20 protein-coding genes are annotated in these 21,592 nt (G+C 72.7%); 14 read left to right on the forward strand and 6 right to left on the reverse strand.

What is annotated here, in order from left to right; all coding sequences use genetic code 11:
* Positions 1-47: 47 nt before the first annotated feature.
* Entirely contained in the window at positions 48-725 is a 678-nt protein-coding gene (locus ACZ4Z5_RS25590) for a pirin family protein (RefSeq protein WP_468266614.1), read from the reverse strand.
* 57 nt (positions 726-782) lie between these two features.
* On the opposite strand from ACZ4Z5_RS25590, the gene fasR reads away from it, so the two are divergent.
* The 5 genes from fasR to ACZ4Z5_RS25615 all read left to right on the forward strand — a co-directional run bounded on the left by fasR (position 783) and on the right by ACZ4Z5_RS25615 (position 5,662).
* The gene (fasR, locus tag ACZ4Z5_RS25595; protein ID WP_468266616.1) at positions 783-1,964 is read left to right on the forward strand and encodes a fatty acid biosynthesis transcriptional regulator FasR; all 1,182 of its coding nucleotides are present in this window, start codon (positions 783-785) and stop codon (positions 1,962-1,964) included.
* 89 nt (positions 1,965-2,053) lie between these two features.
* Positions 2,054-2,992 carry an ACP S-malonyltransferase gene (locus tag ACZ4Z5_RS25600; protein ID WP_468266618.1) on the forward strand — a complete coding sequence of 313 codons (939 nt, stop codon included), beginning with the start codon at positions 2,054-2,056 and terminating at the stop codon, positions 2,990-2,992.
* A 12-nt stretch (positions 2,993-3,004) separates the two neighbouring features.
* Positions 3,005-4,006: a beta-ketoacyl-ACP synthase 3 gene (locus ACZ4Z5_RS25605; protein WP_468266620.1), complete on the forward strand. Its 1,002-nt coding sequence runs from the start codon at positions 3,005-3,007 to the stop codon at positions 4,004-4,006.
* 60 nt (positions 4,007-4,066) lie between these two features.
* Positions 4,067-4,315, forward strand: coding sequence for an acyl carrier protein (locus ACZ4Z5_RS25610; RefSeq protein WP_468266622.1), 249 nt, complete (start codon positions 4,067-4,069; stop codon positions 4,313-4,315).
* A gap of 75 nt (positions 4,316-4,390) precedes the next feature.
* Positions 4,391-5,662 (forward strand): beta-ketoacyl-[acyl-carrier-protein] synthase family protein, encoded by a 1,272-nt coding sequence (locus ACZ4Z5_RS25615; protein WP_468266624.1) that lies wholly within the window; start codon positions 4,391-4,393, stop codon positions 5,660-5,662.
* Between the two features lie 320 nt (positions 5,663-5,982).
* Here ACZ4Z5_RS25615 and ACZ4Z5_RS25620 read toward each other — a convergent pair whose 3' ends face one another.
* Complete coding sequence (locus ACZ4Z5_RS25620; RefSeq protein WP_468266626.1) at positions 5,983-6,477, reverse strand: DUF3145 domain-containing protein; 495 nt, start codon at positions 6,475-6,477, stop codon at positions 5,983-5,985.
* A 231-nt stretch (positions 6,478-6,708) separates the two neighbouring features.
* Here ACZ4Z5_RS25620 and ACZ4Z5_RS25625 point away from each other — a divergent pair, with 231 nt between their 5' ends.
* From ACZ4Z5_RS25625 to ACZ4Z5_RS25635, 3 genes are all read left to right on the forward strand, one after another.
* Positions 6,709-7,638: an SGNH/GDSL hydrolase family protein gene (locus ACZ4Z5_RS25625; protein WP_468266628.1), complete on the forward strand. Its 930-nt coding sequence runs from the start codon at positions 6,709-6,711 to the stop codon at positions 7,636-7,638.
* Positions 7,639-7,977: 339 nt separating this feature from the next.
* The gene (locus ACZ4Z5_RS25630; RefSeq protein ID WP_468266630.1) at positions 7,978-8,562 is read left to right on the forward strand and encodes a TetR/AcrR family transcriptional regulator; all 585 of its coding nucleotides are present in this window, start codon (positions 7,978-7,980) and stop codon (positions 8,560-8,562) included.
* A gap of 109 nt (positions 8,563-8,671) precedes the next feature.
* Complete coding sequence (locus tag ACZ4Z5_RS25635; RefSeq protein ID WP_468266632.1) at positions 8,672-9,970, forward strand: pyroglutamyl-peptidase I; 1,299 nt, start codon at positions 8,672-8,674, stop codon at positions 9,968-9,970.
* On the opposite strand, the gene ACZ4Z5_RS25640 is transcribed toward ACZ4Z5_RS25635, so the two are convergent.
* Positions 9,971-10,777, reverse strand: a complete 807-nt coding sequence (locus tag ACZ4Z5_RS25640) for an EI24 domain-containing protein (protein WP_468266634.1) — start codon at positions 10,775-10,777, stop codon at positions 9,971-9,973. It lies immediately after the preceding gene.
* Between the two features lie 127 nt (positions 10,778-10,904).
* On the opposite strand from ACZ4Z5_RS25640, the gene ACZ4Z5_RS25645 reads away from it, so the two are divergent.
* Positions 10,905-13,460 (forward strand): M14 family zinc carboxypeptidase, encoded by a 2,556-nt coding sequence (locus ACZ4Z5_RS25645; RefSeq protein WP_468266636.1) that lies wholly within the window; start codon positions 10,905-10,907, stop codon positions 13,458-13,460.
* A gap of 255 nt (positions 13,461-13,715) precedes the next feature.
* Here the strand turns inward: ACZ4Z5_RS25645 and ACZ4Z5_RS25650 are convergent, their stop codons facing one another.
* Entirely contained in the window at positions 13,716-14,735 is a 1,020-nt protein-coding gene (locus ACZ4Z5_RS25650; protein WP_468266638.1) for an NADP-dependent oxidoreductase, read from the reverse strand.
* A gap of 89 nt (positions 14,736-14,824) precedes the next feature.
* On the opposite strand from ACZ4Z5_RS25650, the gene ACZ4Z5_RS25655 reads away from it, so the two are divergent.
* Positions 14,825-15,268 carry a MarR family winged helix-turn-helix transcriptional regulator gene (locus tag ACZ4Z5_RS25655; RefSeq protein ID WP_468266640.1) on the forward strand — a complete coding sequence of 148 codons (444 nt, stop codon included), beginning with the start codon at positions 14,825-14,827 and terminating at the stop codon, positions 15,266-15,268.
* A gap of 388 nt (positions 15,269-15,656) precedes the next feature.
* Here the strand turns inward: ACZ4Z5_RS25655 and ACZ4Z5_RS25660 are convergent, their stop codons facing one another.
* Complete coding sequence (locus ACZ4Z5_RS25660; RefSeq protein WP_468266642.1) at positions 15,657-16,406, reverse strand: SCO2400 family protein; 750 nt, start codon at positions 16,404-16,406, stop codon at positions 15,657-15,659.
* A 172-nt stretch (positions 16,407-16,578) separates the two neighbouring features.
* On the opposite strand from ACZ4Z5_RS25660, the gene ACZ4Z5_RS25665 reads away from it, so the two are divergent.
* The 3 genes from ACZ4Z5_RS25665 (at position 16,579) to ACZ4Z5_RS25675 (ending at position 20,128) form a co-directional block, all read left to right on the forward strand.
* On the forward strand, positions 16,579-17,136 hold the full coding sequence (locus tag ACZ4Z5_RS25665) for a hypothetical protein (protein WP_468266644.1): 558 nt from the start codon (positions 16,579-16,581) through the stop codon (positions 17,134-17,136).
* A 458-nt stretch (positions 17,137-17,594) separates the two neighbouring features.
* Entirely contained in the window at positions 17,595-18,638 is a 1,044-nt protein-coding gene (locus ACZ4Z5_RS25670; RefSeq protein WP_468266645.1) for a rod shape-determining protein, read from the forward strand.
* 53 nt (positions 18,639-18,691) lie between these two features.
* Positions 18,692-20,128 (forward strand): GAF domain-containing protein, encoded by a 1,437-nt coding sequence (locus ACZ4Z5_RS25675; RefSeq protein ID WP_468266801.1) that lies wholly within the window; start codon positions 18,692-18,694, stop codon positions 20,126-20,128.
* Positions 20,129-20,171: 43 nt separating this feature from the next.
* On the opposite strand, the gene ACZ4Z5_RS25680 is transcribed toward ACZ4Z5_RS25675, so the two are convergent.
* Positions 20,172-20,603, reverse strand: coding sequence for an Lrp/AsnC family transcriptional regulator (locus ACZ4Z5_RS25680; RefSeq protein WP_468266647.1), 432 nt, complete (start codon positions 20,601-20,603; stop codon positions 20,172-20,174).
* A gap of 69 nt (positions 20,604-20,672) precedes the next feature.
* Between ACZ4Z5_RS25680 and ACZ4Z5_RS25685 the strand changes: the two genes are divergently transcribed.
* Entirely contained in the window at positions 20,673-21,452 is a 780-nt protein-coding gene (locus tag ACZ4Z5_RS25685) for a LysE family transporter (protein ID WP_468266649.1), read from the forward strand.
* The last annotated feature ends 140 nt before the right edge of the window (positions 21,453-21,592 follow it).

A 21,592-nucleotide genomic window follows, 5' to 3' on the forward strand; every position in this document is an offset into this window, starting at 1 on the left:
CAGGAAGGCCCTGACCTCGGCGGACGACGCGGCACCGGTGAGCCTGCTCAGTCCGACGGCATCTCCCAGACCAGCACCTCGGTGCCGGGCCGCAGCGCCACGAGCTCCAGACCCTTCGCGTCCGTGATCCGCAGCGAGTCGCCCGCCTCCAGCGGTTCCCGTCCCTGCGCGTGGTCCGGCGGCAGCACCCCGCCGCGCACCACGTGCACGTACACGAACGGCGCGTCCGGGAGGGCGGTGGCCATGCCCTCGGCGGGCCGCCGCACATGCAGCCGGGCACCGGCCCGCGGAAGGCCGTACGGGGTGTCGTCGGCGAGGCCGCGCACGACGTCGTAGCACGGCTCGCCGCCCGGGTCCCGGGGGGCCAGCCACATCTGCACGAAGACCAGCGGCTCCGAGCCGTCGTTGCGTTCCTCGTGGCGCACGCCGTTCCCCGAGCCGAGCCGCTGCACGTCCCCGGGCCGCACGACGGTGGTGCGGCCGGTCGAGTCGCGGTGGGTCAGCTCGCCCTCCACGACCCAGGTGACGATCTCGGTGTGGCTGTGCGGGTGCTCGGCGAACCCCGCACCGGGTGCGAGCCGCTCCTCGTTGCACGCCAGGATCGCGCCGAACCGCAGGTTGTCCGGATCATAGAAGCGTCCGAAGGACAGGGCGTGGAGGGTCTCGATGCCCGCGGCCGGGTCACCGCCCGGGTAGCGGTCACGGGAACGCAGAGTGGAAATCACAGGTCCACCGTAGACCCGCCACCCCGGTCACCCGTCCGGATAAGGCAGTCTTGTCCCGTGCCTGAACCCGCGAACCACGCCCATCCGCACTCCGCGACCCTGAAGCGACTGGAGCAGTCCTCCGGCCGTCTCGCCGCCAGTGCGATCGCCCGCATGGACGAAACGCTGCCGTGGTACCGGGCGATGCCACCGGAGAACCGTTCCTGGATCGGCCTGGTCGCCCAGGCCGGCATCGCCGCCTTCACCGAGTGGTTCCGGCATCCGGACACCCCGCAGGCGATCTCCACCGACGTGTTCGGCACCGCTCCCCGCGAGCTGACCCGGGCGATCACCCTCCGGCAGACGGTGGAGATGGTGCGGACCACCATCGAGGTGATGGAGTCGGCGATCGACGAGGTCGCGGCGCCCGGCGACGAGTCCGTGCTGCGCGAGGCCCTGCTCGTCTACGCCCGGGAGATCGCCTTCGCGACGGCCCAGGTCTATGCGCAGGCCGCCGAGGCACGCGGCGCCTGGGACGCCCGGCTGGAGTCCCTGGTGGTGAACGCGGTGCTGTCGGGCGAGGCCGACGAGGGCGCGGTGTCCCGTGCCGCGGCGCTCGGCTGGAACGCTCCGGAGCACGTGTGCGTCGTGCTCGGCACGGCCCCGGACGGGGACAGCGAGCTGACGGTGGAGGCGATCCGCCGGGCCGCCCGGCACGCCAAGCTCCAGGTGCTCACCGGTGTGCTCGGTGACCGGCTGGTGGTGATCGCGGGCGGCAGTGACAGCCCGCTGCACGTGGCGAAGTCGCTCATCGGCCCGTACGCGGCCGGGCCGGTGGTGGCGGGGCCGGTGACGCCCGACCTGCTGGCCGCGACGCGCTCGGCGCAGGCGGCCGCCGCGGGCCTCAAGGCGTGCGGCGCCTGGCAGGACGCGCCGCGCCCGGTGCTGGCGGACGATCTCCTGCCGGAGCGGGCGATCGCCGGTGACCCGGCGGCTCGCGAGCAGCTGGTGGAGGAGATCTACAGACCCCTCGAGGAAGCCGGTTCGGCGCTGCTGGAGACGCTGAGCGTCTATCTCGAGCAGGCGAGCAGCCTCGAAGGTGCCGCGCGGATGCTGTTCGTGCACCCCAATACCGTGCGCTACCGGCTGAGACGTGTGACCGATGTCACCGGGTGGTCACCGTCTGATGTTCGCTCGGCGTTCACTCTCCGCATCGCCCTGATTCTGGGGCGTCTGGTCGACGGAGATCCCCAGTCCTAGACTTTTGTCGGACACCCACAATTCCCCCGACGGTTCTTCGTCCCTGTCCCCACGGGCGTCCCGGACCGTCCACAAGAGAGAGTGTGAGAGTGCTCGTACTCGTCGCCCCCGGCCAAGGCGCCCAGACGCCCGGCTTCCTGACCCCCTGGCTCGACCTCCCCGGCGCCGCCGACCGGCTCGGCGTGTGGTCGGAGGCCATCGGGCTCGACCTCGTCCACTACGGCACCAAGGCCGACGCGGACGAGATCCGCGACACCGCCGTCGCCCAGCCGCTGCTGGTCGCCGCCGGCCTGCTGTCCGCCGAGGCCCTCCGGAACGCCGTCGGCGAGGGCGAGCGCTTCGGCGCGGTCGCCGGCCACAGCGTCGGTGAGATCACCGCCGCCGCGTATGCCGGGGTGCTCACGGAGGAGGACGCCCTGGCGTTCGTCCGCCGGCGCGGTCAGGGCATGGCCGAGGCGGCCGCCGTGACCGAGACGGGCATGTCGGCGCTGCTCGGTGGCGAGCCGGACGCCGTCCTGCCGCACCTGGAGAAGCTCGGGCTGACCCCGGCGAACGTGAACGGCGCGGGCCAGATCGTGGCCGCCGGCACCGCCGAGCAGCTCGCCGCGCTGGCCGAGGACAAGCCCGAGGGCACCCGCCGGGTGGTCCCGCTGAAGGTCGCCGGCGCCTTCCACACGCACCACATGGCCCCCGCGGTCGCCGGTCTCGACGAGTACGCGAAGCAGCTCGACGTCCAGGACCCGGCGCTCACCTACGTCTCGAACGCCGACGGCAAGACCGTGGCGTCCGGCGCCGAGGTGCTGTCGCGGCTGGTCAGCCAGGTCTCCAACCCGGTCCGCTGGGACCTGTGCATGGAGACGTTCCAGGAGCTCGGCGCCACGGCCATGATCGAGGTCTGCCCCGGCGGCACCCTGGTGGGCCTCGCCAAGCGGGCTCTGCCCGGGGTGAAGACCCTGGCGCTCAAGACCCCCGACGACCTCGACGCGGCGCGGGAGCTGCTCGCCGAACAGCCGCCCGTCGCCGAATAGGAGCCGAAGTCCATGGCGAAGATCAAGCCCAGCAAGGGTGCCCCCTACGCGCGGATCCTCGGGGTCGGCGGCTACCGCCCGACCCGCGTGGTGCCCAACGAGGTCATCCTGGAGACGATCGACTCCTCCGACGAGTGGATCCGTTCCCGTTCCGGTATCGCCACCCGTCACTGGGCGGGCCCCGACGAGACCGTCGCGGCGATGTCCGTCGAGGCGGCCGGCAAGGCGATCGCGGACGCGGGCATCACGCCCGAGCAGATCGGCGGCGTCATCGTGTCCACGGTGTCGCACTTCAAGCAGACCCCGGCCGTGGCGACGGAGATCGCCGACCGGATCGGCGCGCACAAGCCGGCCGCGTTCGACATCTCGGCGGGCTGCGCCGGCTTCGGATACGGCCTGACCCTGGCCAAGGGCATGATCGTCGAGGGTTCCGCGGAGTACGTCCTCGTCATCGGCGTGGAGCGGCTGTCGGACCTCACCGACCTGGAGGACCGTGCGACGGCCTTCCTGTTCGGCGATGGCGCGGGCGCCGTCGTCGTGGGCCCCTCCAGTGAGCCGGCGATCGGCCCGACGGTGTGGGGCTCGGAGGGCGACAAGTCCGAGACGATCAAGCAGACCGTACCGTGGACGGACTACCGCGACAGCTCCGTGGAGAAGTTCCCGGCCATCACCCAGGAAGGCCAGGCGGTGTTCCGCTGGGCCGTGTTCGAGATGGCGAAGGTCGCCCAGCAGGCGCTGGACGCCGCCGGGATCTCCGCCGCCGACCTGGACGTCTTCATCCCGCACCAGGCCAATATGCGGATCATCGACTCGATGGTGAAGACCCTCAAGCTGCCGGAGCACGTCGTGGTCGCCCGTGACGTGGAGACCACCGGCAACACCTCGGCCGCCTCGATCCCGCTCGCCATGGAGCGGCTCCTGGCGACCGGGCAGGCGAAGAGCGGCGACACCGCGCTCGTCATCGGCTTCGGGGCGGGTCTCGTCTACGCAGCCGCGGTCGTTACCCTCCCCTAGGCACACCGGGATCTTCCCGGACGCCACATCACCTGAAGAAACCCACGAAGGAGCGCCAACATGGCCGCCACTCAGGAAGAGATCGTCGCCGGTCTCGCCGAAATCGTGAACGAGATCGCCGGTATCCCGGTCGAGGACGTCCAGCTGGACAAGTCCTTCACCGACGACCTGGACGTCGACTCGCTCTCCATGGTCGAGGTCGTCGTCGCCGCCGAAGAGCGCTTCGACGTCAAGATCCCGGACGACGACGTCAAGACCCTCAAGACCGTCGGTGATGCTGCCGACTACATCCTGAAGCACCAGGCCTGATCAAGGCCCGCGTGACTACCGCCACCCGGCGGTGGCGCCGCATCATCCGCACCTCAGACAGTGGAGAAATTTCCTGTGAGCTCGACCAATCGCACCGTGGTCGTCACCGGTATCGGCGCAACCACACCGCTGGGTGGCGACACCACATCGACCTGGGAGGGTCTGATCGCGGGACGCTCCGGCGTCAAGCAGCTGGAGGACGAGCGCTTCGTCGACCTCCCGGTCCGGATCGCCGCGCCCGTGGCCGTCGATCCCGGTGAGGTGCTTCCCCGGCCGCTCGCCCGCAAGCTGGACCGCTCGGCGCAGTTCGCGCTGATCGCCGCCCGGGAGGCCTGGGCGGACGCCGGTTTCACCGCCAAGGCCGGTGATGACACCTCCGTCGCCCCCGAGCGGCTGGGTGCGGTCATCGCCTCCGGCATCGGCGGTGTCACGACCCTGCTCGACCAGTACGACGTCCTGCGGGACAAGGGTGCTCGCCGGGTCTCCCCGCACACGGTGCCGATGCTCATGCCCAACAGCCCCTCGGCCAACGTGGGCCTGGAGGTCAACGCCCAGGCGGGCGTGCACACTCCGGTGTCCGCGTGCGCGTCCGGCGCCGAGGCCATCGGCTACGCGGTCGAGATGATCCGTACGGGCCGCGCCGACGTGGTCGTCGCCGGCGGTACCGAGGCGGCCATCCACCCGCTGCCCGTCGCGGCGTTCGCCAACATGATGGCGATGTCCAAGAACAACGACGAGCCGGAGAAGGCCTCGCGCCCCTACGACAAGGCACGTGACGGCTTCGTCCTCGGCGAGGGTGCCGGTGTCGTCGTCCTGGAGTCGGCCGAGCACGCCGCCCGCCGCGGCGCCAAGGTGTACTGCGAGGTGCTGGGCCAGGGCCTGTCCGCGGACAGCCACCACATCGCGCAGCCCGAGCCGACCGGCCGCGGCATCTCCGCCGCGCTGCAGAACCTGCTCGACTTCTCCGACCTCAAGCCGTCCGAGGTCGTCCACCTCAACGCACACGCCACCTCGACCCCGCAGGGCGACACCGCCGAGATCAAGGCGCTGCGCCGGGTGCTGGGCGAGGAGTTCGACCACGTCGCGGTGTCCGCGACCAAGTCGATGACGGGTCACCTGCTGGGCGGCGCCGGCGGTATCGAGACCGTCGCCACGGTGCTCGCGCTGTACCACCGGACGGCTCCCCCGACCATCAACGTCGACGAACTCGACGAGGAGATCGCGGCCGACGGCGCGGACATCGTCCGCGGCGAGGCGCGCGCACTGCCGCAGGGCACGATCGCGGCGATCAACAACTCGTTCGGCTTCGGCGGCCACAACGTGGTCCTGGCGTTCCGCACGGTGTGACACCCGTACAGGCATGACAAGAGGCCCCCGCCGTTGGCAGGGGCCTCTTCTCGTGCCCGGGCCTCTTCTCCTGCCGGGCCTGTCTCCTGCCCGGGCCTGTCTCCTGCCCGGGCCTGTTTCCTGCCCGGGCTCCTCTCGTGCCCGGGGCCCGTCACCGTGCTCTCGACCAGCGTCACCGTGCTCTCGGCCGCCGTCCCCGATGGCTCTGGTCGTGCGACGGCTCGCGTCGCGTGGGGCCCTCGCCACGCGATGGCTCGCATCGCGGCGGGTCACCGGAGAACGCGCCCGTAGCGCAGCCGCGGCCTCCGGGCGACGCGGCGTCAGACGACCTGGTGGAGCCACCGGACGGGTGCGCCCTCGCCGGCGTAGCGGAAGGGTTCGAGTTCGTCGTCCCAGGGCTTGCCGAGGAGCTTGGCGATCTCCGCCTCCAGCTCCGTCTCGCCGCGGGCGGAGCGGGCGACGGCCGCCCGCAGCCGGTCCTCGGGGACCAGGATGTCGCCGTGGATGCCGGTGACCGCGTGGAAGATGCCCAGTTCGGGGGTGGAGCTGTAGCGCTCGCCCTCGGCCGTGGGGCAGGGATCGGCGGTGACCTCGTAGCGCAGCTGCTGCCATCCGCGCAGTGCGGAGGCGAGCTTGGAGGCGATGCCCGGCCGGCCCTGCCAGGAGAACTCGGATCTCCAGGTCCCGGGCGACGCCGGCTGCCGGATCCAGTCGAGCTGGACCCGCACCCCCAGGACGCCCGCCGCTGCCCATTCGACGTGCGGGCACAGCGCACGGGGGGCGGAGTGAACGTACAGGACTCCACGTGTCGTCACCGGGACCTCCAGTGTGGTCGAGGTTCGCCTTCCCCAGCGGCCTCGCATCGAGGGTTGTATCTCCCGAAATGGGACAGTATGTGACGTGGTCTAATTTAACGAGCCGACATGGCGGGGGTACCGCTGGTTGGACGGGCCAAAGCTATCGCGCGACGGGGACAGAGGTGTGACGTACCGTCGCCCGGGACGCGATGGACACCGAGCTTTCACCCGCCGGGACGCGGGGGCCGGATGACGGAAGGGGACCGTGTGCGAGGGGCCGGCCGACGGGGCCGTCTGCGTGTCGCCGTCGTGGGGCTGACGGCCGTGACGGCCGTTACGGCCGGTGTGCTGACGGCGTGTGAGGCACCTCCGGGGAACACCCCGGCGGCCCGGCGTCCGCCCTCACCGCGCCCCTCCCCGACCACCGGCTGGGACCCGAGCCCCGCCTCGGTGGCCGCCGTGGGCGACTCCATCACGCGCGGCTTCGACGCCTGCTCGGTGCTCGCCGACTGCCCCGAGGTGTCCTGGGCGACCGGCAGCGACACGGCGGTCGCCAGCCTGGCCACCCGGCTGCTCGGCAGGGCGGGCGCGGCGGAACGCTCCTGGAACCACGCGCGGACGGGCGCCCTGATGGCCGAGGTCCCGGAGCAGATGACCGCGGCCGCCGCGAGGCGTCCCGCGCTGGTCACCGTGATGGCGGGGGCCAATGACGCCTGCCGCGCCACGGTGGCCGAGATGACGCCGGCCGCGGACTTCCGGGCGTCCTTCGAGGCGTCGCTCGCCCGGCTGCGCCGGGACGCGCCCGGGGCCCAGGTGTACGTGTCGAGCGTCCCGGACCTGGAACGCCTGTGGTCCACGAGCCGTGGGGACCCGAGCGCCCGGGAGGTGTGGAAGCTCGGCGTCTGCCCGTCGATGCTGGGCGACCCGGACGACATGGGCGCGGAAGCGGTGGCGCGCCGAGCCGCGGTACGCGACCGGGTAGCCGCGTACAACACCGCCCTGCGCGAGGTCTGCGAACGGGACCGGCGCTGCCGCCACGACGGCGGCGCGGTGCACGCGTTCCCGTTCGCGACGGAGCATCTGAGCCCCTGGGACTTCTTCCACCCGAGCCGGGAGGGCCAGCGCCGGCTGGCCGACATCGCCTACCGCATGGTCACGTCGAAGAAACCCCCGGCATAGGCGGTGTCGGTCGTGCGGGTGACGGCCCGCGAGGACCGGAATTGACGCATCTTCCGTACGGGTGACGGATGGTGATGCCGTGTCACTTCGAGCGGGGTGGCCGCGGGCCGGATTCCGGTCGCCGGGGTCACCCCTCCAGGGCATACCCGACCGGGGAGCCGGAGTCGACGGCGAACGCGGTGCGGAGACGGACAGCGGCCACCGCGCCACCCCTGGAGCGCCTGGAGCACCTGGAGCACCTGGAGCACCTGGCGGGCCGTCCCCCTGGCGGACCACAGGCATTGTTACCTTTCCGTTACCTCTACTATGGCAGCGTCACGCAGGAAGGGGCGGCGCACGATGGTCAGAGCGAAGAGCGAGGAGCGGCGCGCCGAGATCGTCCGAGCGGCCCTTGAGGTGATCGCCGAGCGCGGCTACCGCGGCGCGTCCCTGAGCGCGGTCGCCGAGCGGGTCGGGCTCACCCAGCAGGGCCTGCTGCACCACTTCCCGACGAAGGACGCGCTCCTCGTCGCCGTGCTGGAGGAACGCGACCGCTGGGACACCGGCTGCGGCGGGCACTCCACCCGGGACTGGCGGCTCGACCTGCTCGAATCACTCGTCGAGTACAACGTGATGCGGCCGGGCATCGTGCAGACGTTCTCCGCGCTGCTCGGGGAGAGCGTGACCGACGGGCATCCGGCGCGCCCGTTCTTCACCCGGCGTTACGCACACGTTCGCGAGGACATGGCGGCGGTGCTGCGCGGCGAGTTCGGCGACCGGCTGCCGGGCGGGCTGACGCCGGAGGCCGCGGCGCCGCTGCTGGTGGCGGTGATGGACGGGCTGCAGTACCAGTGGCTGCTGGAACCGGACGCGGTGGACATGGCCGCGGCGTTCCGGAGCTTCCTGATGCTCCTGCACGGCGAAGCGCCGAAGGCAGTGCCCTGAGCGACGCCCGCAGGCCACAAAGCGTCGGAACACAGCCGACGTCACGCCGAGTACGACAACAACTCCCGCTTCCGTAGGCATACTTCGGGCACCCTACGGAAGGAGACCCGTGCGCCCGATACGCGCCCGGCTGGGCACCCTCGGCCTCGTCCTGCTCGCCTCCGCCGCGCTGACCATCGGTGCGGCCGCCCCGCCGGGCACGGCGCAGCCGTCACCGGCCGCGGAGGCACCCACCGTCGAGGAACAGCGGCTCGACCGGGCCGTTCCGCAGGAGATCCTGCGCCGCAGCGGGTTCGACGTCCCCACCGCGGGGTTCGTGAGCGCCCTGGGACGCGCCGGTTCGTACCGCGCGGCCGAGCGGGCCGTCGAACGGCACGGCGGACGGCTCTGGCAGCGGGCCGTGGACCGGGCGCAGGGGCGCGGCCCGGCCGCCGGGGACCTGAGCCGGGACGACGACCGGCCGTTGTACTGGGCACGGCTGGGGATGACCCGTGCACTGCGCACCTGGGCGCCCGGCTTCCCGCTCACCGCCGTGCAACGGGCCCGGCTGCTGGACCGGCTGGAGCGGACCTCACGCGGCCAGGAGAGCATCCGCTACCCGTCCGGCTCCGGCGTCCGGCGCATCCTCATCACCGGCTTCGATCCGTTCACCCTGGACAGCGACATACGCATCAGCAACCCGTCGGGCGCCACCGCCCTGGCACTGGACGGTACCTGGGTCCGGACCGCCCGCGGCCCGGCCAGGATCGAGGCGGCCGTCTTCCCGGTGCGCTGGAAGGACTTCGCGGACGGCACCGTGGAGCGCACGCTGCGTCCCCGTCTTCGGGAGGTCGACCTCTTCACCACGATCAGCCAGGGGCGGATCGGCCGGTTCGACGTGGAACGTTTCAACGGGGCGTGGCGCGGCGGCTTCCCGGACAACGACGGCGTCGGCCGGCTGGAGACGGTGCCCGTGGCCGATGCCGCGTCCCAGCCGCAGTGGACGACCACGAGCCTTCCGTACGCGGCGATCGTCGCCGCGCCGACCGGCCGGTTCCCCGTACGGGACAACACGTCGGTGACGGAGATACCGGCCGGGGCCACCGAGCCGGTCCTGCGGACGGACGGGCCCACGGCCGGGTCCACCGCGCGCGCGGGCGGCGGCGGCAGCTATCTGTCGAACGAGATCGCCTACCGCGCCACGCTGCTGCGCGACCGGCTGGGTCTGCGAATCCCCGGCGGCCATCTGCACACCCCGGTGCTCCGGTTCGGCGCGGGCAACACCGATCCGGCGACGGGTACCGTGACCGACCCCGAGTTCGTCCGGAACCGGCTGGACATCATCGCCCAGGTCAGGGTGTCCCTCGTGGTCGCAGCGGACGCCGCGGCCGACCCGGGCTCGCCAGCCGGCCCGGGTACCGCTCGCTGATCAGGACTTGTCGAAGCTGAGCGTCGCCGGCCGGGAGCGGTGGCCGTCGTCGCCGCCCTCGTCCGACGCGCCCGTGAGGTCGCGGACCATCAGGGTCGCGCCCGCCACGGCTCCCGGCATGAGGAACACCGCCACGAACGGGACGAGGAAGGCGAGGGCGAGCGGGACGCCGAAGCCCAGCGTCATCAGCCGGCGGCCGCGCAGCAGGGCGAGCCGGTCGGCGAGTTCGGTCTTGCGGCGCTGCAGCGGGACGGACGTCAGCTCATGGGCGAGGAAGAAGCCGGAGACGCAGAACCCGATGGCGGGGACCACGGTCTGGCCGACGACCGGGATGAAGCCGAGGCCGAACAGCAGGATGCCGTAGAAGGCGACACGCACCAGGATGCGCAGGCTGTCGCGGGCGGAGATCCACAGTTCGCGCCAGAGCGGCAGTCCGGATTCCGGGGCGGAGCCGTCGGGCGACTCTGACCTGTCGACCTGTTCCGACAGCTCCTCGTAGAACGGCTGTCCGACGAGGAGCGTGACCGCGGTGAAGGAGATCACCGCGAGGAAGAGGCCGAGGCCGAAGACCAGGGCGGTGAGGAATCCGCGGAAGAGACCGATCCAGGGAGAGGTCCAGTCGTCGGCGAACGGGGTCGCCCAGGCGACCAGGTCGTCCGCGCCGTACCCCAGGCCGATGAGCGCGCCGGCGTAGAGGACGAGGGTGATCAGGCCGGGCAGCAGTCCGATGCCGAGCCACTTGCCGTTCCGGAAGACCCAGCGCTGGCCCTTGGCCAGATACCTGAAACCCACCCCGAGATCGCGCATGGGTCCAGGTTACTGGCACGGGTGTTCACCTCCCGGAGCCTCGCGAGGCACTCTTGTTGTGTACGCGGCGAGCCGATAGACCCCTCCGTAGCGATCACTCCCGATCCGACAGCGGAGGCATCCACGCATGCGTATGCCCAGAACCGTCCTGACCGCCACGGCGGCACTGGCCGGAGCGCTGCTCCTGGCCCCACCGCCCGCGACCGCCACCCCCGGCCACGGCCGGCCGCACCCGGTCCGTGAGGGCGGCGGGCACGACGCTGCCGTGGTGCGGGCTCCCGCAGCCGCGGCCCGTGCCGCGCTCACCGCGGCCGGCCCGGCACCGGTACGGGGCGGCGGCTATCCCCGCCGTACGGTCCTGGTGCCCCCGCCGGTCGACCCGTCGGACAAGTCGGTGAAGCCGGGCCTCGTCCCGTACCACGCCATCGCGCCCCGGCTGAACGCGTTCCAGCGGCTCGGCGACCGGGTCAGCGTCGAGGTGGCGGGCCGCTCGGCGGGCGGGCGCGAGCTGTATCTGGTGACGGTCACCGCTCCCGAGTCCGCGCGGGAGGCACGCCGGCAGGAACGGTGGCGCGAACTGATCGAGAACGCGCCCGCCGCGGCGGCGAAGGACCGGCGGCTGAAGTCGGACTACAAGGCACCGGTGTTCATCAACAACAACATCCACGGCAACGAGTGGGAGGGCACCGACGCCGCGCTGGAGCTCATCGGGCGCCTCGCCACGGCGAAGGACCCCCGGACGGCGGAACTCCTGGCGAAGACCCGTATCCACATCAACGTCACCGCCAACCCGGACGGGCGGATCGCCGGCACCCGTGGCAACGCCAACGGCTTCGACCTGAACCGCGACCTCGTCACCGCCACCCAGCCGGAGGCCCGCGCGATCCGCCGCATCGCCGTCGAGCGGCAACCGGTGACCATGCTCGACCTGCACGGCTATGTGAACGGCACCCTGATCGAGCCGACGACTCCGCCGCACGGCGAGAACTACGAGTACGACCTCTTCCTCAAGAACGCCTACGCCAACGCCCTCGGCATGGAGAAGGCTGTCAACGGCCTCGGCTACACCGAGAAGAAGGACGGTGTGCGGCCCGCCGTCATCCCGTTCCGCGACGAGAAGGAGGGCTGGGACGACTGGCCGCCGGTCTTCGCCCCGCAGTACATGCCCTTCCAGGGCGCGGTCGCCGCGCACACCGTCGAGTTCCCGATGCAGGTGAACAACCGCGCCTACGACACCCTGCCGGCCGAGGAACTGCGGCGCAGGTCCGCGATCAACACCGCCGTCGCCGGCGCCGTGATGCGGGCGACGCTCGACCACACCCTGGACCACCGCCGTTCCGTCATCGCCGACCAGATCGAGACGTTCCGCCGGGGCGCCGCGGGCGAGCCCCAGGTGCCGGTCTCGGAACGGACCGTGCCGGGCGTCCCGGGCATCGGTCCTGAGGACGTGTACACCACGGAGTTCCCCCGGGCGTACGTCGTCCCGGCCGGACGCGGGCAGCGGTCGGCGGTCGCCGCGGCACGGCTGGTGGACCACCTGGTGGCCAATGACGTACGGGTCGTCCGGGCCGAGGAGCCGTTCCGGGCCGGAGGCCGGCGGTACCCGGCCGGCTCGTACGTGGTGGACATGCACCAGCCCAAGCGCGGCATGGCCAATGTGATGCTGGCCGCCGGGCGGGACATCACCCGGGACGTGGCCACGATGTACGACATCTCGGGATGGAGTCACGGGCTGCTGTGGGGCGCCACCGTCGACCGAGTCCGCAAGGGACCGCTGCGGGTGCCGGGCCGGCCGGTCACCGCGGCCGCACCCACCGGCCGCGTCCCATCCCACGGCGACCTGGCGCTTCGCCTCGACGACCCGCAGGAACTTGCCGCGCTCAACTCGCTGCTCGCCCAGGGCGTCCGGGTGCGGCGCACCGACGACGGCTCGGCCGTCGTCCCCGGATCGGCGCGCGCACGGGCGCGGCAACTCGCCGACCGGTACGGGGTGGTGTTCGACGCCGCGCGGCGGCCCGGCACGACGGCCCTGACCCGGGTCAGGGTGGCGGCCGCGGTCACGCCGGGCGAACTGTTCGCCCTGCGGGAGATGGGCTTCGACGTGCTCCCGGTCTCGACGGGGATGCTGAACGCCGGATTCGACTGGTCGGGCACCGACGTCCTGTTCGTCTCCTCAGGCCTGTCCTACGCGGAGCTGGCTCCGGCCGCGCGCGGCAGGCTCGACGCGTTCCTGGCGGGCGGCGGCGGTGTCGTCGGGGTCGGCGCCGCCGGAGCGGCCCTCGACTCCGCGGCGGGACTGCTCGGCGTACGCGCGGTGGCGGGCCACCCGGACGCCAACGGCGTGGTCCGGGTGGTGAACACCGGAGGTCCGGTCACGTCCGGCGCGCCGGACCATGCCTTCGTCTACTCGCCGTTGTGGTTCACCGGTCTGGGTGCCGGCGTGCGGGCCGACCAACGGTACGGGACCGGCCCTCTGGTGTCCGGGCACTGGCGCGCGGTGGACGGTACGGTCGACGGCCCGGACGGCCCGCGGGACGCGGCGGGGAAGGCGTCGGTGGTGAGCGGGACCTCCGCCCGCGGCGGGCGGGTCGTGCTCTTCGGCACGGAGCCGCTGTTCCGCGCCCACCCCAAGGGGTCCTTCGCACAGCTCGGCCGGGCCCTGCTGACGACGGCCGGAAGGTGACGGCCGGGCGGGCATGATCTCCCATCTCCAGCCGGCCCGGGTTGCCGGTCCGTTGGAGATCGTCGGCCGATCAGGAAGGAGGGCCGCACCCGGGTGCGGCCCTTCGCCGTGGGGCGCGGACCTTCGCCCTGGGGCGCGGGCCTTCACCGCGAGGCGCGGTCAGCCGATGGCCGCGCGTTCCTCCTGCCGGTGCCGCGGCCCGCGCCCGTGGCCGCAGCGGGCGGCAGACTTTGAGGGAGTCGGACCTCGAGGAAGTCAGCCCCCGAGGGAGACGATCATCTTTCCGGTGTTCTCGCCCCGCAGCATTCCGAGGAAGGCCTCGACGCCGTTCTCGATGCCCTCGACGACCGTCTCCGCGTACGTGAGCTCACCGGAGCGGATCCAGCCGGCGACCTCCTGGACGAACTGCTGCTGGAGCTCCTTGTGGTCGTTGACCAGCATGCCCCGCAGGGTGAGCCGCTTGCCGATGACCTGCACGAGATTGCGCGGGCCGGGAGCCGGCTCGGTGACGTTGTACTGGGCGATGGCGCCGCAGAGGGTGGCGCGTCCGTGCACCTTCAGCGCGGAGATCGCCGCTTCGAGGTGGTCGCCGCCGACGTTGTCGAAGTAGACGTCGATGCCGTCCGGGGCTGCGGCGGCGAGCTGCTCGGCGACGGGACCGTTCTTGTAGTTGAAGGCCGCGTCGAAGCCGTACTCCTCGACCAGCAGCTTGACCTTCTCGTCGGAACCGGCCGAGCCGATGACCCGGGAGGCACCCTTGAGCTTCGCGATCTGACCGACCAGGCTGCCGACCGCGCCCGCCGCGCCGGAGACGAAGACCGCGTCGCCCTCCTTGAAGGAGGCGACCTCCAGCAGGCCCGCGTAGGCGGTCAGACCCGGCATGCCGAGCACGCCCAGGTAGGCGGAGAGCGGCGCCAGTGAGGCGTCGACCTTGGTCGCGTGCGCCGCGTCGACATCGGCGTACTCGCGCCAGCCGAGAGGGTGCAGCACGTGGTCACCCACGGCGAAGCGCTCGTCCGCGGAGGCGATGACCTCGCCCACGGCGCCGCCGTCCATCGGCCGGTCCAGCTGGAACGGCGGGACGTACGACTTCACGTCGTTCATCCGGCCCCGCATATAGGGGTCGACCGACATGTGGAGGTTGCGGACCAGGATCCGGCCGGGCGCGGGCTCGCCGACCGGCGCCTCACGCAGGGCGAAGTCCTCCGGCTTCGGCCAGCCCTGCGGGCGGGCGACGAGGTGCCACTCACGGCTGACGGTGGGGAGTGCGGGCATGGGTACGGCCCTTCCTAGATGTTTCAGGGTGTGAAACAACCATGCAGCTCGATATTTAAGATTGTCAAGCAACTGGGTACCCTGAACGCATGCCCCCTCGTATCGACCCGCTGACCCTCGAAGTCATCGACCTCATCGGCAGCGTCGTGTCCCGCTACCACGACGAGTACGAACGCGCCGCCGCAGAGCACGCCCTCACCGGCGCCCAGGCCCGCGTCCTCGGGCTGCTCTCCCTGGAGCCGACCCCGATGCGGCAGATCGCGCAGAAGCTCAAGTGCGAGCCCTCCAACATCACCGGCATCGTCGACCGGCTCGCCTCCCGCGGCCTGGTCGAACGCCGCCCCGACCCGGCCGACCGCCGCGTCAAGATCGCCGCCCTGACCGACGACGGCCGCCGCACGCACGCACAGCTCGGCGAGGCCCTGCGCTTCGCCCGCGAACCCCTCGCCGAACTCACGGTGGACGAGCGCACGGTGCTGCGCGATCTGCTGCGGCGCATGCTGGGTGCCGGCGACGCGGGGGCAGGGGGCTGACGCGGGGCGAGCGGCCAAAAGCCGGGAGCCCGGGCGCGCGGCAGGCAGCGGAGGAGTCGACAGGACTGTCGGTGCACCCGCCCACCGGGGCCGGCCCCCGACGAGACGCGGCCGGCAGCCGGGATCCCGCCGGCGCGACGGAACGCAGCCGGGAGTCGGTCACCACCGAGGGCGCGCGAGCGGCGGCCTCGGAGCACAACGTCGGGGCAGCCGGGAAGGCGACACGACCGGCCCGTAATCCCGTCGCCGTGGGGCGCACGACCGGCCGTAATCCCGTCGCCGTCGGGCGGGAGCGCAGCCTACGAGGGGATGCGGGGCCCGCCCGACGCGAACGGCCGGGGGACGAACGGCCGGTGGGCAGCCGCCCGCCGCGTCGGGGCCGGGGCGCTCAGGTGCACCACCACAGGAAGGGGGTGCAGGTCTTCGTCGGAGTCGGAACCGGCTTGCTGGGGACCGGGGCGGGCGAGTTCGCCGGTGGCCGGGGCTTCGGCTCGGAGGTGGTCGCGCCGCCGTCGCCGGGCCGCGAGGCCGGACCGGAGAGCGGCGTCCGTGGCTTGGTTGCCGACGCCGACGCGCTCGGCGAGGCGGAAGCACTCGAGCTCGCGCTCTGCGAGGGGCTGCTGCTCACCGACCCGGACGCCGACGGCTCGGCCCCGGGCAGCTCACCGGGATCGTCGTCGGCGCCCTCCCAGACGGTGGGCGTCTCCGACTCCTCCGGCGACATGTCCTCCCGCACCGCGGTCGCGGCGACATCGTCGGACGGGGCGTCCGAGCCCAGTTCGACCAGGCCGAGCGTGCCCGCGGCCAGCACCGCGCCCACGGACACGACGACGGCCGCGCGGCCGCCTCGCCGTTTGGGCGCCCGGCGCGAACTCCGGATGCGGGCCGACCGGCCCGTCTCCGGGGCGGCCCGCCGGGCACGCCGGGGTTCGGTGCGCGGGGGTTCCTCGTCCCGCCGGGGTTCCTCGTCCCACGGGGGTTCCTCGTCCCACGGGGGTTCCTCGTCCCGCGGACTGGAGTGGGCCCGGGTCTCGGGCTCGGTCACGTGGTGCTGCCGCAGGTCCTCGGCGGGGGTGCCGCATCCGGCGCACACCAGTGCGCCATTGAGGTGCCTCCGGCAGAGGGGGCAGTAATCCATGGCCAACGGAGGCTATGCGCCATCCGGGCAACAAGAGGAGCCCGGCCTGTGAGGATCCTGTGTGGAATCCTCCATTCCGCAATGTGGCCCCGCAGCCCGCCGTACGTGCCGTGACCTACGCACCTCCCGACTCCGCGCCTCACGGCCGGGCGGGCCATCGCAGGATGTACCCATGACCGAACCCTTCGGCCCACTCGACTTCCAGCTCGTCCTGCTGCGCCGTATGGCCGACTTCCAGCCCGGCCTCGTCGAGGACTCGCGACACCGACTGGGCGTATCACTCGGCGAGATGCGCGAGGCCAATCGCCGCTGGCAGGCGATGGTCCGCGCGCCCCGGGGCCGCGGCGCACTGAAGCGTTACCTCTCGGTGCTCGGCCTTCCGGAGTCCCGCACACCACGCCGTATCGGCGACATGGAGTGCGAGGCCCTGCTCTGGCCCGTGCCGCTCTGGCCCGATCTGCGTTTCGAGGTGCTGACCGGCCCCGGCGGCGCAGTGTGGAACGAGTGGCTGGTCAGGGCCCCGGGCGCGGCGGGACCCGACCTGCACACCGGCGACGACCTGCGCCCCTGGTCGTGCACCGTGGACGAGGTCGCCCGGGCCTTCGCCCCGGCCCACCCCATGGAAGGCACGGCACCCACCCGGTGGCGCCTCGCGTTCGACCTCCCGGACGGCAGCCCGTGCATCGCGGAGTTCACCTGGGGGCTGCTCCAGCGCACTCTGACGGGGTGACACCTTCCGGGGGTCGCGGGTGCGGCCCGGCGGTGCCGCGGGCGACACGTCACCGGCGCCGCCGGGCCCGGACCGTCGGCGGCATCAACCGCGAACGCCGGCCGTCGGGCGCCGGGCCACCGGCAGGACGCCGCCGCGGCGCGGCGCCGCTCGTGCGCGGCCCGCGGCAGATCCCGACGCCGGGCACGGGCCCCGGATGCCGGGCACGGCACCCCTTGCGCGTACCCCGGCCCCCTCCGCCTACCCCGGCACCAACCGCGCACCCCGTACCCCTTCGCCCCCTCCGCCACCGCGGCCACCGCGGCCACCGGGGCACCCCACCCACACAGAGCGCCCCGCACCCCCGACCGGCGCACCCGGATTCGCGGTCGGGCCAGGGCCCGCACAGGATGCGGGAGTAAGTACGTAAGTCACACAATTGGAACACTTCGCCGTCCGCGCTCTCGGGAGGAACTGCCGTGTCCACGAGTCTTGAGCAGTTGCACCGTTGCCATGTCGCCGTCGACCTCGGGGCCGCCAGGACCCGGGTGTACGTCAAAGGTGCCGGACTCGTGGTGGACGAGCCGAGCTGTGCCGCCGTGAACACCCGCAGCGGCTCGCTGATCGCCGTCGGGACCTTCGCCGAGAAGATGACCGGCCGTACGCCCGACTACATCCGGGTGATGCGGCCGGTGTCGGGCGGTACGGTCATCGACATCGACATGGCGCAGCGGATGCTCCGCCATCTGCTCGGCGAGAAGCTGCGCCGCCAGCTGCGACGCCGGCCCAGACTCCGGGCCGCCGCGTGCAACCCGCACGACAGCGACCCGCTCGCCCAGCGGGCCACCGTGGAGACGCTGGTCGGCCTCGGCGCACGCCGAGTGGAGCTGGTCGACACGCTGATCGCCGCCGCAGTCGGCTGCGGACTCCCCGTGGAACAGCCCACCGCCACCATGATCATGGTGTGCGGTGCGGCGACCACCCAGATCGCGGTCCTCTCCCTCGGCTCGATCGTGACCGCCGAACGCATCCCGGTCGGCGGCAACGCCGTCGACCACGCGGTCATCCAGCACCTGCGCCACCGGCACGAACTGATGCTGCCCACCCAGTCCGTGCGACCCCTGCAACTGGCGCTGCACGGTAACGGGCTGACCCCGTCCGGTCCCGCCGCCACCGAGATCCACGGCCGGGACGTGGCGACCGGCCTGGCCCGCAGCGTCATCGTGGACACCGCCGCGGTCCGCGACGCCATCCACACCCCGCTCACCGCCGTACTCGACGGGATCGGCCGGGTCCTGCGCGACTGCCCGCCCGACCTGGTCGCCGACCTCGTGGACCGCGGGATCATGATGGTCGGCGGCAGCGCCCTGCTCCCCGGCCTGGACCAGATGCTGCGCGACGCCACGGGCATGCCGGTGCACATCGCCGAACGGCCCGACGTGTGCGCGGTCCTCGGCCTCGGCGCAATGATGGAGGGCAGGGTCCGCTCGATGGTGCCGGATCCGATCACCGAAGCCGGCTGACGACCATGTGAGGCAGCGACGTGGACGACACCCAGGTCACCCCGCGGCTGCCGATGCTCCTGGACGCCGTCATCGGCGTCGGCTCCGAACTCGAACTGCGCGCCACGCTCCAGCACATCGTGGACACGGCGACCGAACTGACCGGCGCCGGATACGGCGCACTCCTCGTCGTCGACCCCGAGCGCGGCGCCCCGGACGGGGGCCAGCTCGTCGAGCTGTACACCTCGGGGGTGGGCAAGGAGGCACGTGTCCGGCTGGGAGACATGCCGTCGGACCGTCCGGAACGGCCCTCGCTGCGCCTCCCGATCATGCTGAACAGCGAGGAGTTCGGCACCCTCTACCTCGCGGAGAAGCGCGGCGGCCACTTCACCGCGGAGGACCGCGCCATGCTCGGCGTGCTGGCGACCCAGGCGGGCATCGCGATCGGCAACGCCCGGCTGTACGAGACCGCGCGGATGCGCGAGCGCTGGATCAAGGGCGCGGCCACCGTGACGACCGCACTGCTCTCCGGCAGCGGCGGGGGCGACGCCATGACCATCGTCGCCGAACAGGCCCGGATACTCGCCGACGCGGCGGCCGGCGTGGTGCTCCAGCCGACGTCCGACGGCGGCATGGAGATCGTGGCGGCCTCCACCCCCGACGACCCGGGCGACCTGGTCGGCACCACGATCGAGCGCGGCGCGCCGGTGCTGAAGCAACTCCTGGGCGGAGAACCGGTGTTCGTCGAGGACGCCGCAACCGATCCGCGGATGACCACCCACATCCGGCACCGCTTCGGCCCCAGCATGCTGCTGCCGCTGCAGAGCGGCGGCCGGCTGATCGGCACCCTGGCCCTCCCCCGGCACCGGGGCGCCCGCTCGTACACCGCGGTGGAGCGGCTGCTCGCCGCACAGTTCGCGTCGCAGGCCGCGCTCGCCCTGGTCCTCGCGGACGCCCAGCACAACCGCGAGCAACTGGCGGTGTACGAGGACCGCGACCGCATCGCGCGCGATCTGCACGACCTGGTCGTGCAGCGGCTGTTCGCGACCGAGATGATGCTGGAGTCCACCCGCAGGCGGGCGGCGGCGACCGAGGCGGACGCGCTGCTCGCCCGGGCCGTGGAGGAACTGGACTCCACCATCCAGGAGGTACGGACGGCGATCTTCGCGTTGCAGCAGCCGCCCGCGGACGCCCCCACGTCGTTCCGCGGCCGAGTGCTGCGCGAGACCAGCGGCGCGGGCGTCCTGTTCGGCTTCGCCCCCTCCGTGCAGTTCTCCGGCGCGGTCGACGCACTGGTCGGCGAACCGGTGGCCCGTCGGCTGCTCGCCTCCCTGCGCGGCGCGCTCGCCGCCGCCCACCGCAGGCCCGACGTCTCGTCCGTCGAGGTGGCGATCGCGGCGGGCGTCCGCCTCCCCGACGGCCGTTCCGGTGTGCGGCTCGCCGTGACGGACGACGGCCGGCGCGACGACGGCGGCCGCGGCACGACGGTGACCTGGCAGGCCCCCCTCTGACCAGATGCCCGACTGACGCCATGCCGGCTGCCCGACCGCCGCGTCAGCCGCGGGCGGCGCGCAGGGCGATGCGGGTACTGGACTGCGCCACGCCGGCCTCGCGCTTGAGACGGCGCAGCAGGGTGTCCAGGGCTCCGGGATCGGCCGCGCGGGCGCGGACGATGTAGTCGTGCGCCCCGGTCACATGGACCACTTCGGTGATGCCGGGCAGTTTCAGGACAGCGGCCTCGAACTCCTCGTTCGTGGTGTCCAGCCGCAGCGTCACGTCGATGAAGACGACCAGTCCCGGACGATCACCACCGGCCGCCGGGTCGATCAGCGTGGTGAACCCGCGGATGACGCCCTCGCGCCGCATCCGGCGCACCCGGTCCGCGGTGGCATTGGCGCTGAGCCCGACCCGGACGCCCAGATGGCGGTAGGAGATCCGCGCATCCTCCTGGAGGACGCCGAGGATTTCTCTGTCGAGCCGGTCCATACCGAGATTGTCGCAGCCTCCGCCGATATTCGGCCGCGACGGTGACGGCCGGGGTCCGACAGTGACGCCATGAGTGAACCGATCGCCATGAGTGAACCGATCGCCATGGGTGACCTGATCGCCATGGCTGAACCGACAGCCATGAGCGACCCGACAGCCATGAGCGACCCGACGGCCATGAGCGACCTGACCGCCGCAGGCGACCTGGCCGCCATGGGGGACCTGGTGCCGACCGCGCTCGCCGGCGCGGCCGCCGGACTGGGCGTGGCGATGCCGATGGGCGCGGTCGGGGTGCTGCTGATCCAGGAGGGCATGCGCGGCCGCCGGGGCGCGGTCGCCGCGGCGACCGCGGTGGCGCTCGTCGACCTCGTGTACGCGGCGGCGGCCACCGTGCTGGGCCCGCTGGTCGCCTCCGCCCTGTCGGACGTGGAAGCCAAGGTGCGGCTCGTCTCCGCGGTGGTCCTCGGCGCGATCGCGGCGCACGGCCTGTGGTCCTCCCGCGGACTCTCCCCCGGCGCGTCCTCGGGCAGAGACGGCACGGCGCAGTCCCCGCCGGCCCACCGCGTGTTCCTGCGGTTCGCGGGCCTGACGCTGGTCAACCCGACGACCGCGCTGTACTTCGCGGCGCTGACCACCGCCCAGGGCTCCGAGCTGCGCGGCGGCGCGGCGGGCACGGTGTTCGCGGCCGGGGTCTTCGTGGCGTCGCTGCTCTGGCAGCAGACGCTGGCGGTGGCCGGTTCGTTCGCGGGAGCGCGGATCTCCCCGCGGACCCGGGCCTGGACCTTCCGCATCGGTTTCGGCCTCGTCGCGGTGTACGCGGTGAAGGTCGCGCTGCCCCTGCCGTTCTGAGCCGGCGCCGGTGACACGGCCGTCGCCCCGGTGGTGCCCGCGCCCGGGCAGGTGCGGCCGCACACGACGACCGCACCACGCCCGCCCTCCGATACGGCGTGGCGGATGTCACTCCCGGGCCGGCCGCCCTGACACGTGCA

This window comes from Streptomyces sp. NPDC030222, from assembly GCF_055573115.1.